12 protein-coding genes are annotated in these 13,010 nt (G+C 69.7%); 10 read left to right on the forward strand and 2 right to left on the reverse strand.

Features of this window, described 5'->3' with window-relative positions; translation table 11 throughout:
* Positions 1 to 12 precede the first annotated feature (12 nt).
* The 10 genes from ACRWK7_RS33750 to ACRWK7_RS33795 all read left to right on the forward strand — a co-directional run bounded on the left by ACRWK7_RS33750 (position 13) and on the right by ACRWK7_RS33795 (position 11,196).
* On the forward strand, positions 13 to 3,129 hold the full coding sequence (locus tag ACRWK7_RS33750) for an efflux RND transporter permease subunit (RefSeq protein WP_431862002.1): 3,117 nt from the start codon (positions 13 to 15) through the stop codon (positions 3,127 to 3,129).
* 34 nt (positions 3,130 to 3,163) lie between these two features.
* Positions 3,164 to 3,556, forward strand: coding sequence for a hypothetical protein (locus ACRWK7_RS33755; protein WP_431862003.1), 393 nt, complete (start codon positions 3,164 to 3,166; stop codon positions 3,554 to 3,556).
* Positions 3,557 to 3,581: 25 nt separating this feature from the next.
* The gene (locus tag ACRWK7_RS33760; protein ID WP_431862004.1) at positions 3,582 to 4,079 is read left to right on the forward strand and encodes a hypothetical protein; all 498 of its coding nucleotides are present in this window, start codon (positions 3,582 to 3,584) and stop codon (positions 4,077 to 4,079) included.
* A 23-nt stretch (positions 4,080 to 4,102) separates the two neighbouring features.
* Positions 4,103 to 4,549: a DUF411 domain-containing protein gene (locus tag ACRWK7_RS33765; RefSeq protein ID WP_431862006.1), complete on the forward strand. Its 447-nt coding sequence runs from the start codon at positions 4,103 to 4,105 to the stop codon at positions 4,547 to 4,549.
* 86 nt (positions 4,550 to 4,635) lie between these two features.
* Positions 4,636 to 5,043 (forward strand): c-type cytochrome, encoded by a 408-nt coding sequence (locus ACRWK7_RS33770; protein ID WP_431862008.1) that lies wholly within the window; start codon positions 4,636 to 4,638, stop codon positions 5,041 to 5,043.
* Positions 5,044 to 5,184: 141 nt separating this feature from the next.
* The gene (locus ACRWK7_RS33775) at positions 5,185 to 7,563 is read left to right on the forward strand and encodes a heavy metal translocating P-type ATPase (protein ID WP_431862010.1); all 2,379 of its coding nucleotides are present in this window, start codon (positions 5,185 to 5,187) and stop codon (positions 7,561 to 7,563) included.
* 249 nt (positions 7,564 to 7,812) lie between these two features.
* The gene (locus ACRWK7_RS33780; protein ID WP_431862012.1) at positions 7,813 to 8,763 is read left to right on the forward strand and encodes a thiamine pyrophosphate-dependent dehydrogenase E1 component subunit alpha; all 951 of its coding nucleotides are present in this window, start codon (positions 7,813 to 7,815) and stop codon (positions 8,761 to 8,763) included.
* Positions 8,764 to 8,773: 10 nt separating this feature from the next.
* Entirely contained in the window at positions 8,774 to 9,742 is a 969-nt protein-coding gene (locus tag ACRWK7_RS33785; protein WP_431862014.1) for an alpha-ketoacid dehydrogenase subunit beta, read from the forward strand.
* An 11-nt stretch (positions 9,743 to 9,753) separates the two neighbouring features.
* A complete protein-coding gene (locus tag ACRWK7_RS33790) occupies positions 9,754 to 10,242 on the forward strand; it encodes a c-type cytochrome (RefSeq protein ID WP_431862015.1) in 489 nt (162 codons plus the stop codon).
* 114 nt (positions 10,243 to 10,356) lie between these two features.
* Complete coding sequence (locus ACRWK7_RS33795; RefSeq protein ID WP_431862017.1) at positions 10,357 to 11,196, forward strand: substrate-binding domain-containing protein; 840 nt, start codon at positions 10,357 to 10,359, stop codon at positions 11,194 to 11,196.
* Here ACRWK7_RS33795 and modC read toward each other — a convergent pair.
* Both modC and modB read right to left on the reverse strand, forming a co-directional pair.
* Positions 11,139 to 12,293: a molybdenum ABC transporter ATP-binding protein gene (gene modC / locus ACRWK7_RS33800; protein ID WP_431862019.1), complete on the reverse strand. Its 1,155-nt coding sequence runs from the start codon at positions 12,291 to 12,293 to the stop codon at positions 11,139 to 11,141. The genes ACRWK7_RS33795 and modC overlap by 58 nt on opposite strands.
* A complete protein-coding gene (gene modB / locus ACRWK7_RS33805; protein ID WP_431862020.1) occupies positions 12,290 to 12,961 on the reverse strand; it encodes a molybdate ABC transporter permease subunit in 672 nt (223 codons plus the stop codon). Before modB ends, modC begins: the two co-directional genes overlap by 4 nt.
* Positions 12,962 to 13,010 lie beyond the last annotated feature (49 nt).

Genomic DNA, 13,010 nt, shown 5'->3' on the forward strand with positions numbered 1-13,010 from the left:
GAGCCGCCCGCCATGTTCAACGTCCTCGTCAACACCAGCCTGCGCAACCGGCTGTTCGTCCTGGCCGCCGCGGCGATCCTCGTCGTCTACGGCTCGTTCGTCCTCAAGGACCTGCCGATCGACGTCTTCCCCGACCTGAACAAGCCCACGGTCACGCTGATGACCGAGGCCGAGGGCTTGGCGCCGGAGGAGGTCGAGCAGCTGGTCACCTTCCCGCTCGAGACCTCGATGAACGGCATGCCGGGCATCACCCGCGTGCGGTCGGTGTCCGGCGTTGGCCTGTCCATCGTCTTCGTCGAGTTCGACTGGGGCACCGACATCTACCGCAACCGCCAGCAGGTCGCGGAACGCTTGGCCATTGTCCAGGGGCAGCTGCCGCCGAACGTCCGCCCGCAGATGGGACCCATCTCGTCCATCATGGGCGAGATCATGCTCATCGCCATGTCCGGCGACGGCGTGAGCCCGATGCAGGTGCGCGAACTCGCGGACTGGGTGGTGCGGCCGCGTCTGCTCGCCATCCCCGGCGTCAGCCAGGTCATTCCCATCGGCGGCGAGATCAAGCAGTACCGCATCGCCCCGGACCCGGCACGCCTGCACGACCTGGAGATTGGCACGGACGTGCTGGTGGCGGCGCTGCGGCAGTTCTCGGCGAACACCGGCGGCGGCTTCATCGACCAGCACTCCGAGGAGTACCTGATCCGCAACATCGGCCGGACGACCCGGCTGGACGACCTGCGCAACCTCGTCGTCGCCTATAAGGTCGGGCAGCCCATTCTGCTCCACCAAGTCGCGGCGGTGGATTTCGCGGCGCGAGTGAAGCGCGGCGATGCGGGCGTGAACGGCAAGCCCGCCGTCATCCTGTCCGTGCAGAAGCAACCCGGCGCCGACACCACCGAGCTCACCGCGGAGGTCGAGAAGGCGCTGGGCGACCTGACGCAGTTCCTTCCCAAGGGCGTCAACGCCGACGAGATCCTGTTCAAGCAGGCCAACTTCATCCAGACCTCGATCGGCAACGTCGAGAAGGTGTTGATGGAGGCGGTCGCCGTCGTGGCGGTCATCCTCTTCCTGTTCCTGCTGAACGTGCGCACCACGTTCATCTCGCTCACCGCCATCCCGATCTCGATCCTGATCACCGTGCTGGTGTTCAAGGCCTTCGGAATGTCCATCAACACCATGACGCTGGGCGGCCTCGCCATCGCCATCGGCGAGCTCGTCGATGACGCCGTGGTGGACGTGGAGAACATCTACCGGCGCTTGGGCGAAAATCGCCGGGCGGGCAACCCGCGGCCCATCCTGGAGGTGGTGGCGTCGGCATCGCAGGAGGTGCGCTCGGGCATCGTCTACGCCACCGTCATCATCATCCTGGTTTTCGTGCCACTGTTCGCGCTGTCCGGCATCGAGGGGCGGCTGTTCGCGCCCCTGGGCGTGGCCTACATCGTCTCGATCCTGGCCAGCCTCATCACGGCGATCACCGTGACGCCGGTGCTGTCCTACTACCTGCTGCCCAGGCTGAAGCGGCTGGAGGAGCACGACAGCTGGCTGGTGCGGCGGCTGAAGGCGGGCAACGCCCGGCTGCTCGGCTGGGCCTTCGCCAACCCGCGCGCGCTGTTCGCCGCCGTGGGCGCTGCCGTGGTAATCGCCGCGGCGACGGTGCCCAGCCTGCCGCGCGCCTTCCTGCCGCCGTTCAACGAGGGCACCCTGACCATCTCCATGGTGCTCAACCCGGGCATCTCGCTGGCCGAGGCCAACCGGGTCGGCCAAGCCGCCGAGAAGCTGATCATGAAGGTGCCGGAGGTGAAGTCGGTCGGGCGCCGCACCGGCCGCGCCGAACTCGATGAGCACGCCGAGGGCGTCCACTCGAGCGAGATCGACGTGGACTTGGAGCCTTCGGTGCGCAGCCGGGCGGAGGTCCTGGCCGACGTGCGCGCCCGGCTGGCGGCGCTGCCGGTGTCGGTGAACATCGGCCAGCCGATCTCCCATCGGCTCGACCACATGCTCTCGGGCGTGCGCGCCCAGATCGCGCTGAAGCTCTATGGCGAAGACCTGGACACCTTGCGCAGCCTCGCCGGGCAGCTCCAGCAGAAGCTCGCGGGCGTCCCCGGACTGGTCGACCTCCAGATCGAGAAGCAGGTCCGGATCCCGCAGGTGCAGGTCGTCGTGGACTATGAGCGGGCGGCGCTGTTCGGCGTCACCCCGGCCATGGCGACCGAGGCGCTGGAGAGCCTGTCGAACGGCCGCGTGGTATCCGAGATCGTCGATGGCACGCGGCGCTTCGACGTGGTGCTGCGCCTGTCCGACGAGGACCGCACCACCAGCGGGTTGGCGAACCTGCTGGTGGAGACCCCGGCGGGCCGGGTGCCGCTCAGCATGTTCGCCTCGGTCGAGGAGACCGACGGGCCCAACCAGATCCTGCGGGAGAACGGCAAGCGGCGCATCGTCATCCTCGGCAACTCCGACGGCAAGACGGACATGGCGCAGATCGTCGCGGGCATCCGCGGCGTGGTCGCCGGGGCGCAGCTGCCGTCCGGGTACTTCACCAGCCTGGAGGGCACCTTCCAGGCGCAGGAGGAGGCGTCGAAGACCATCGCCGCCCTGTCGATGGTGTCCCTGGCGATGATCTTCCTGGTGCTGTACAGCCGCTACCGTTCGGCCGTGCTGGCACTGATCATCATGGGCAACGTGCCGCTGGCCCTCATCGGCAGCGTGGCCGCCCTGTGGATCGCCGGTCAGCCGCTGTCGGTGGCCTCGATGATCGGCTTCATCACGCTGACCGGCATCTCGACGCGCAACGGCATCCTGAAGATCAGCCACTACATCAACCTGGTCCTGCACGAGGGTGAGTCCTTCGGTCGGGCCATGGTGACCCGCGGCAGCCAGGAGCGGCTGACGCCGGTGCTGATGACCGCGCTGTCGGCGGGCGTGGCGCTGGTGCCGCTGATGATCGGCGCCGATGCACCGGGCAAGGAGATCCTGCATCCGGTCGCCGTCACCATCTTCGGCGGCTTGGTCAGCGCCACCCTGCTCGACACGGTCCTCACCCCGGTCCTCTTCCTCAAGCTCGGCGAGAAGCCGCTCAACCGCCTTATTGAAGCCCAGGCCGGTTCGCTGCGCCCCGCCGAGGCGTACTGACCCCTTTCACCTTCGTCCACATGGAGAAACACACGTGAAGTTCCCGACCATCCTCCTCGCCGCCGCCCTGTTCACCGCCCCGGCCACGGCGTTCGCCGATGGCCCCAAGATCGGCCCGAACGGCGGCCAGCGGACCGACGCCGGTCCGTACCACACCGAACTCGTGCTCAAGGGTAACGACGTCGTGCTGTACGTGACCGATGGCGCCGACAAGCCGGTGGATGTGACCGGCGCCAAGGCTGAGGCGACCATCCTGGCGAACAAGCAGACCCAGAAGGTTGCGCTCGAGCCCGCGGGCGCCAACGCCCTGAAGGGGCAGGCCAACCTGGGCGGCGGGCACGACAGCGTGAAGGTGGTCACCGCCCTGACGATGCCGGGACAGAAGCCGGTCCAGGCCCGCTTCGAGATGGGCCACGCGGGTCACTGATCGGCGAACCGGAAGGCACGACGCCATGAACCGGATCTGGGCAGTTCCCGATACGAGGTTGTCAGCGGTCCGCCGGTATGTGGCGGTGATCGCGCTCGGCAACCTGATCTGGGAGTTCGCCCAGATGCCGCTCTACACGTTGTGGCAGACCGGGACGGCAGGCGAGATCGTCGTCGCGGCCCTGCATTGCACCGGGGGCGACGTGCTGATCGCGACGGCGTCGCTGCTGGTGGCCCTCCTCGTCGTCAACTCACCAGACTGGCCACATCAGCGGTTTTTGCCGGTGGCCGGCACGGCGATGGCGTTGGGCTTCGGCTACACGGTGTTCAGCGAGTGGCTGAACATCGAGGTCCGCCGGACCTGGTCCTACTCGGACCTGATGCCGACACTGCCGTGGCTTGGGACCGGTCTCTCTCCGCTGGCCCAGTGGCTCACCATTCCTGCTCTGGCGTTCTGGGCGTCCTATCGCGCGATGGTCCCGGAAGCCGCCACCGCTTCCCTGAAGAACGGAACAGTTCCATGACACCAATATCCAAGAAGACCCTGATGAGCGCCTTGGTCGGTGCCGCCCTGATCGGCGGTGCATCGCTCGGCGCACCCGCCCTCCTGGGCAGCACCCCGGCCGCCGCCCAGCAGGTCGAGGTTTGGAAGTCGCCGACCTGCGGGTGCTGCGGCGGGTGGGTGAAGCACATGGAGGCCGCGGGCTTCTCCATGAAGGTCCACACCATCGAGGATGTCGACGCGGTGAAGGCCGCCAAGGGCGTGCCGGACACCCTGATGTCCTGTCACACGGCGGTCGTGGACGGCTATGTCGTCGAGGGCCACGTGCCCGCGAGCGACATCCGGCGGCTGCTCGCCGAGCGCCCGAAGGCGAAGGGCCTGAGCGCACCCGGCATGCCGCAGTCCTCGCCCGGCATGGACATGCCCGGCCAGCCCTACGACGTCATCGTCTTCGGCACGCCGGAGGGCAACAAGGTCTACGCCCGGCACTGAGGCGGAACGCGAACGGTGAGGTCATGATGCGGGGCGTCCCGAATCTGAAGGTTGGTGTCGGATTGGCGTTGGGCGTGGCGATCGCCGTGGCTGGCGTCGTCCTGTTCGCTGGTCCCAAGGCGGGCGCCGACCCGAACGACGCGGCGCAGGTTGCCCGGGGCAAGGTGGTCTACGCGGAGCAGTGCGCGTCGTGCCACGGCGTGCGGCTCGAGGGCCAGCCGGAGTGGCAAAGCCGCAAGCCGGACGGCCGCCTGCCCGCGCCACCGCATGATGCCTCCGGGCACACGTGGCACCATCCGGACGCCGACCTCTTCAAGATCACGAAGCAGGGCGTCGTCGCGTTCGCCCCGGCCGGGTACGAGAGCGACATGCCCGCCTTCGGCGGCGTGCTGAGCGACGCGGAGATCTGGGCGGTGCTGGCCTTCATCAAGAGCTCCTGGCCGGACGAGACCCGCCGTCGCCACGCCGCCATGAGCGAGCGGACGAAGAAGTGAGCAACGGCGGACGACCGGCACAAGGGCATTGACCTTCCCATCACTGCAAGGCGGAGCCTTGGTTCATGGTGCTCCGCCTGGAAATGGGACGGCACCCGGGAGCGCCACGAGATCGGCGCCGAGCATGCGGAGGGAGCAGACATGAACAACCTGCGCCATGGCCACGCGCACCACCACGACCATCATGCCGAACACGGCGACCATGCCAAGGTGAAGGACCCCGTGTGCGGCATGATGGTCGATCCGGAGCGGACCGAGCACCACGCCGAGCACGGCGGCCAGACCTTCCACTTCTGCTCGGCACGTTGCCGGGGGAAGTTCGTTGCGGCCCCCGAGCAGTACCTGAAGCCGGAGGCCAAGCCCGCAGCGCCCGAAAGCGCCGGTCAGGCTTCACCGCAGACGGGCATGATTTACACCTGCCCGATGCACCCGGAGATCCGCCAGGAGGGGCCGGGCAACTGCCCCATCTGCGGCATGGCCCTGGAGCCGGTCGGCGCCACCCTTGAGGAGGGGCCGAATCCCGAGCTCGTGGACATGACCCGGCGGTTCTGGATTGGCGTGGCGCTGAGCGTGCCGCTGCTGGTGCTGGAGATGGGCAGCCACATCCCGGGCCTCGGCATTCATGGCCTTGCGTCGCCCCGCATCTCCGTGTGGATTCAGTTCCTGCTCGCGACGCCGGTGGTGCTGTGGGCGGGATGGCCGCTCCTCGAGCGCGGCTGGCAGTCCTTCCGGCGGCGCAGCCTGAACATGTTCAGCTTGATCGCGCTCGGTGTCAGCGTTGCCTACGTGTTCAGCTTGGTGGCGACCTTCCTGCCCCGGATTTTCCCACCGACCTTCCGGGGCATGGATGGGGTGGTGGCCGTCTACTACGAGGCGGCCGCGGTCATCACGGTGCTGGTGCTGCTGGGGCAGGTGCTCGAGCTCCGCGCCCGCGAGCAGACCGGCGGCGCGATCCGGGCGCTGCTGAACCTGGCGCCGAAGACGGCGCGCCGCATCCGCGCCAACGGCGAGGACGACGAGATTCCGCTCGACCAGGTCCACGTTGGCGACCGGCTGCGGGTCCGTCCTGGCGACGGTGTTCCGGTCGATGGCGAGGTGCTCGATGGCCGCAGCGCCGTGGACGAGTCCATGGTGACCGGCGAGAGCATGCCAGTCGAGAAGGAGCCGGGCGCCAGGGTCATCGGCGGCACGGTGAACCAGACCGGCGCGCTGGTGATGCGCGCGGACAAGGTCGGCTCGGACACCATGCTGTCGCGCATCGTGACCATGGTCGCCGAGGCTCAGCGCAGCCGTGCGCCCATCCAGCGCATGGCCGACGTGGTGTCCGGCTACTTCGTCCCGGCCGTCATCCTCGTCGCCGTCCTGGCCTTCGTTGGCTGGATGGTTTGGGGGCCGCAGCCCGCCTTTGCGTACGCGCTGATCGCGGCAGTCTCGGTGCTCATCATCGCGTGCCCGTGCGCATTGGGGCTGGCGACGCCCATGTCGATCATGGTCGGCGTCGGCAAGGGGGCCCAGGCGGGCGTGCTCATCAAGGACGCCGCGTCCCTGGAGCGGTTCGAGAAGGTCGACACGCTGGTCGTCGACAAGACCGGCACTCTTACCGAAGGCAAGCCGCGGGTGACCGCCGTCGTCCCGGCGCCGGGTGTCAACGAGGCGACCCTGCTGTCGCTGGCGGCAAGCCTGGAGCGGTCGAGCGAGCATCCGCTGGCAGCTGCCATCGTCGCCTCGGCCAAGGAGCGGGGGCTGCCTTTGCATGAGGTCGCTGACTTCGGCTCCGTCACCGGCAAGGGCGTGCATGGTGGAGTTGGCAGCCGCTTGGTGTCCCTGGGCAACGCCGCGATGATGCGAGACCAGGGGATTGCCTTGGGTGACCTGGAGGCGCGCGCGGAGGAACTGCGGCGCGGGGGCGCCACGGCGCTGTACGCTGCCATCGACGGCCACCCCGGCGGCGTCATCGCAGTCGCCGACCCGATCAAGGCGAGCACGCCTCAAGCGCTGGAGACGCTGCGGGCCGATGGCGTGCGCATCGTGATGCTGACGGGCGACAACCGGACCACGGCCGAGGCGGTGGCACGCCGCCTGGGCATCGCCGAGGTCGAAGCCGAGGTGCTGCCGGACCAGAAGCACCAAGTCGTCCGTAAGCTGAAGGCCGAGGGTCGCGTGGTCGCGATGGCCGGCGACGGCGTGAACGACGCACCGGCGTTGGCCGAAGCCGATGTCGGCGTTGCCATGGGCTCCGGCACCGACGTGGCGATCCAGAGCGCGGGCGTCACCTTGGTGAAGGGCGACTTGGCGGGTATCGCGCGGGCTCGGACGCTCAGCCGGGCGACGATGCGGAACATCCGGCAGAACCTGTTCCTGGCGTTCGTCTACAACGCGCTGGGCGTGCCGGTCGCGGCGGGCGTCTTCTACCCGCTGTTCGGCTGGACGCTGTCACCCATTATCGCGGCCGCGGCCATGGCTCTGAGTTCGGTATCGGTCATCGGCAACGCCTTGCGGCTGCGCAGCACCCGCCTGTAAGGAGGCGAGGACCGGCTTGAACAGCGGCACCGCTCGAAGGGGGTTTCCCCGCTCAGCTCTGGAAGGTGCGGCGCACCTCAAGGGACGTGTCTGATGTGGGAGATCGCGCCCTTTCGTTCTCGTTCGTTTCAGGTTCGAAATCTTCGCTTACGAAAATTTTAGGATTGCGTGAGGGAAGAGTTAGCAACGGCTTCGCTTCAGCCGAGCCTATAGTCCCGGCCGACCTTCACTCCTGACGGGGACGGCACGATGGACACGCGGGAACGCGTTCGGGCGCTGGAGCAGATGATGCTCATCCGCGCCTATGAGGAAACGGTGATCGCGCTGCACGCCGAGCAGCGCGCGGCGGGCACCTGCACCGCGGTCGGGCAGGAGGCTGCGGCGGTGGGCGTGGTGTCCGCGCTGTCGGCCGACGACCAGATCCTGACCAACCACCGCAGCGCCGGCCACCTGCTGGCGCGCGGCGCCGATCCGGGGCGGATGCTGGCCGAGGTGATGGGCCGGCGCGACGGCTATTGCGGCGGCAAGAGCGGGTCGCTGCACATCGCGGCGAAGGAACTGGGGGTGGTGCTGACCTCCACCATCGTCGGCGGCGAGCTGTCGCTGGTCACCGGCGTGGCGCTGTCGCGCTCCATGCTCGGCGGGGAGGGCATCGTCGCCTGCTTCTTCGGCGACGGCGCCGCGTGCGAGGGGCGCTTCCACGAGTCCCTCAACCTCGCCGCCGTGTGGAATCTGCCGATCCTCTATGTGTGCGAGAACAATCAGTGGCAGGCCTTCGTGCACCGGCGCGAGACCACGCTGGCCGAGGGCGTGGCGCCGCAGGCCGCGGCCTACGGCATGGACTGGCGCATCGTCGACGGCAACGACGTGGACGCGGTGCGCGCCGCCGCCGAGCGTGCCGTCGCCACCATCCGCGAGACGCGCAAGCCCTTCCTGTTGGAGGTGCAGACCTACCGTCTGCGCGGCCACTTCGAGCCGGACGACCAGTCCTACGTCGATCCCCAGGAACTGGCCCGTTGGCGTGCCCGCGACCCGATCCTGCTGGCGCAGAGCCGCCTGATCGCGGAGGGCCACCTCTCCGACGCCGCCGCGCGGGAGATGGAGGCCGCCGTGAAGCGGCGGATGGAGCAGGCCGCCGCCTTCGCCGAGGCCAGCCCCTTCCCGGGCTTCGAGGCCCTCACCACCGACGTCTACGCCTGAGGAGGCACCGATGCAGACCATGACCGTCACCGACGCCGTCTCCGCTGCGCTGGCCGAGGAGATGCGCCGCGACGACCGTGTCCTCATCTTCGGCGAGGGCGTGGCGACCAAGCGCAAGGACCTGCTGGCGGAGTTCGGCGCCGCCCGCGTGCGCAACACGCCGCTGGCCGAGGGCATCATCGCCGGCACCGCCGCGGGTGCCGCGGCGACCGGGCTGCGCCCGGTGGTCGACCTGCTGTTCGCGCCGTTCCTGTGCTACGCCATGGACGAGATCGTCAACAGCGCCGGCAAGCTGCGCTACATGTCCGGCGGGCAGTTCGCGTTCCCGATGGTGGTGCTCGCCATGACCGGAGGCGGCTGGGGCGTCGGCGCCCAGCACAATCACAACGTCGAGGCCTGGTTCGTGCACAGTCCCGGCCTGAAGGTGGTCATGCCATCCACGGCCGCCGACTACAAGGGCCTGCTCAAGGCGGCGATCCGCGACGAGAACCCGGTGCTGTTCTTCACCGACATCGCGCTCGGCTACGCGCCCGGCGCGGTGCCGGACGGCGAAGCCGTGGTTCCGCTGGGCAAGGCCGCGGTGCGGCGCGAGGGCACGGACGTGACGCTCGTCAGCTACGCCAAGAGCGTGCACGCCTGCCTCCAGGCCGCCGACCGGCTGGCGACGCAGGGCGTCGCGGCGGAGGTCATCGACCTGCGCACGCTGAAGCCGCTGGACGAGGAGACCGTCCTGCGCTCGGCGCGCAAGACCGGGCGTGTCGTCGTGGTGCACGAGGCGAGCCGCATGTGCGGCGTCGGCGCCGAGATCGCCGCTCTGGTCGCCGAGAAGGCGTTCGGCGATCTCCGCGCCCCGGTGATGCGGCTGACCGGCCCGGACGCCCCGGCCCCCGCCAGCTTTCCGCTGGAGCAGGCCTTCGCCCCGTCCGCCGACACCATCGTCGAGACCGTGGGCCGCCTCGTCGGCCTCGTCCCGGCGTGAGGAGACATCCGATGAAGACCATCAGCCTGTCCGTTTTCGCCGTGGCCCTGTTCGCCACCCAGGCCGCCGCGGCCGAGGACCTCGTCAAGCGGGGCGAATACCTCGCCCGGATCATGGACTGCCAGGGATGCCACACCGGCGGCGCCCTGGCCGGCAAGCCCGATCCCGCCCTGCATCTGGCGGGATCCACCGTGGGCTTCGGCATCCCCGACCTCGGCGTCTTCTACCCGCCCAATCTGACGCCGGACCGCGAGACCGGCCTCGGCGCGTGGAGCGAGGCGGACATCATCCGCGCGGTGCGAACCGGAATGCGGCCGGACGGGCGCCAGCTGGTGCCGGTGATGCCGTGGCCGTCCTACGCCGCGCTCACCGACGCCGACGCCAAGGCGCTGGCAACCTACCTGAAGAGCCTGCCGCCGGTGCGCCACCAGGCGCCGTCGCCGGTCGGCGCCTCCGGCAAGGCCGCGGCCCCCTATCTCGGCGTGATGCTGCCGCAGTAGGGCGCCGCATCGGGCGGCGGGGACGGCAAGCCCCGGGATCGATTTCCTCTCTCCACTTCCCCTCCGGTTCGTTATGATGCCCGACGCATAACGAACCGGAGGGGAATGTCCGAGATGCCGTCGCTGTTTCGCCGCACCGTTCTGACCGCTTTCGCCGCTGTCGCGGTCGTCGGGCTTTCCGCCGCGCCGGGGTTGGCGCAGACGCCGTTCATCACCGTCGCCTCGACCACCTCGACCGAGGATTCCGGGCTGTTCAAGCACATCCTGCCGATCTTCACGGCGAAGACCGGGATCGAGGTGCGCGTCGTCGCCAAGGGCACCGGCCAGGCCATCGACCAGGCCAAGCGCGGCGACGCCGACGTGCTGTTCGTCCACCACAAGCCGTCTGAGGAGAAGTTCGTCGCCGAGGGCTTCGGCGTCGAGCGCTTTCCGGTCATGTACAACGACTTCGTGCTGATCGGCCCGAAGTCCGACCCGGCCGGCGTCAAGGGCGGCAAGGACATCAACGCGGCGCTCAAGACGATCGCCGAGAAGCAGGCGCCCTTCGCCTCGCGCGGCGACGACAGCGGCACCAACAAGACCGAGCTGGGCCTGTGGAAGGCCGCCGGGGTCGAGCCGAAGTCGGGCGGCTGGTACAAGGCGCTGGGCCAGGGCATGGGGCCGACGCTCAACACCGCCGCCGCCATGAACGCCTACACGCTGGCCGACCGCGGCACGTGGCTGAGCTTCAAGAACCGCGGCGACCTGGAGGTCGTGGTCGAGGGCGACAAGCGCCTGTTCAACCAGTACGGCGTCATGCTGGTGAATCCCGCGAAGTTCGCCCACGTCAAGAAGGCCGAGGGGCAGGCGTTCGTCGATTGGCTGCGCTCGCCGGACGGCCAGGGCGCCATCGCCGGCTACAAGATCGGCGGCGAGCCACTGTTCTTCCCCAACGCCGGCGAACCGGGGGCCTGAACGGCCTCCCGGTTGACCAGCGCGACGCCCTTGATCTGCACGTAGACCGGCTGGCCCGGTGCGAGGCCGAGGGCGTCCCACGACTTGCGGGTGACGCGCGCCAGCAGGCGGGCGCCGGCGCCGTCCTCGCCCAGCCCCACCACCGCCATCACCTGCACGCCGTCCTGCGGCTCGGCGGCGGCGATGCGGCCGGGCAGCACGTTGAGGATGGTGCTGTCCGCCGCCGGACGCCGCGCCAGGCTGACGTCGGAGGCGGCGATGCGGACGCGGCGCGGCGTTCCCTCCGCACCCAGGTCGCCCGGCACCAGCAGCCGGCCGCCGTGCAGCGCCAGCGCGGTCAGGCCGTAGGCGGGCTCGTGGCCGGCGACCGTGGCGGGCAGGGTGACGCCGGCCTCCGGCATGCGGGCGGTGGGCAGCGTCGGGTCGGCCTGCAGCTCCTGCACCGGGCCGGACGCCACGACCCGGCCGTCGTTGAGCAGCACCAGATGGTCGGCCAGCCGCTCCACCTCGGCGATGTCGTGGCTGACGTAGAGCACCGGCACCGACAGCGCGTCGTGCAGCCGTTCCAGGTAGGGCAGGATCTCGTCCTTGCTGAAGCGGTCGAGGGCGGCCAGCGGCTCGTCCATCAGCAGCAGCTTGGGCTGCGACAGCAGCGCCCGCCCGATTGCCACGCGCTGGCGCTCGCCGCCCGAGAGGTGCCCCACGGCGCGGTCGAACAGCCGCCCGAGGCCCAGCAGCTCGATCACCTCGTCCACCCGGATGGTCTCGGGCACGCCGCGGCCGACGGTGCGGCGGTGGCCGTACAGCAGGTTGGCGCGCACGCCGAGGTGGGGGAACAGGCTCGCCTCCTGGAAGACGTAGCCGATGGGCCGCTGGTGCGTGGGGCGGAAGGCGGCGCCGTCCTGCCAGACTTCGCCGTCCAGCGCGAAGCGGCCGTCCAGGCGCTGCAGCCCGGCGACGCAGCGCAGCACGGTGGTCTTGCCGCAGCCGGACGGCCCGAACAGCGCGGTGACGCCGCGCCCCGGCGCCTCGAACGCCACGTCGAGCGTGAAGGAGCCCTGGGCGCCGTGGAAGCGGGCCTCCATCCGGCCGCTCACGGCTTCGCCCGCCCGATGCGCTTCTCCAGCGTCATCATGGTGAGGATCACGGCGAAGGAGAACACCAGCATGCCGCCGGCCAGCAGGTGCGCCTCCGTCCATTGCAGCGTCTCGACGTAGTCGAGGATCGCGACGGACAGCACGCGCGTCTTGCCCGGGATGTTGCCGCCGATCATCAGCACCACGCCGAACTCGCCCATGGTGTGGGCGAAGCCGAGCACCGCGCCGGTCAGGAAGCCGCGCCGCGCCAGCGGCACCGCCACCGTGAAGAAGGTGTCGAGCGGCGAGGCGCGCAGCGTCGCCGCCGCCTCCAGCGGGCGGTCGCCGATCGCCTCGAAAGCGTTGCGGATCGGCTGCACCACGAAGGGCATGGAGTAGAGGATCGAGCCGATCAGCAGCCCCTCGAAGCTGAAGGCCAGCGAGCGCCCGCCCCACAGCGACGCCAGCCAGCCGCCGGGCCCGTTCGGCCCCAGCAGCATCAGCAGGTAGAAGCCCAGCACGGTGGGCGGCAGCACCAGCGGCAGCGCCACCACGGTGGCCACCGCCTCCTTCCACCACGCCTTCGAGCGCGCCAGCCACCACGCCAGCGGCGTGCCGATCAGCAGCAGGATGACGGTGGTGAGCGACGCCAGCTTCAGGGTCAGGAGGATGGGCTGCCAGATCGACATGGGGCCGTTGGGGTGAGAGGTGGTGCGCAGTGCTGTGCCCCCTCCCTAA

The organism is Azospirillum sp., from assembly GCF_050789165.1.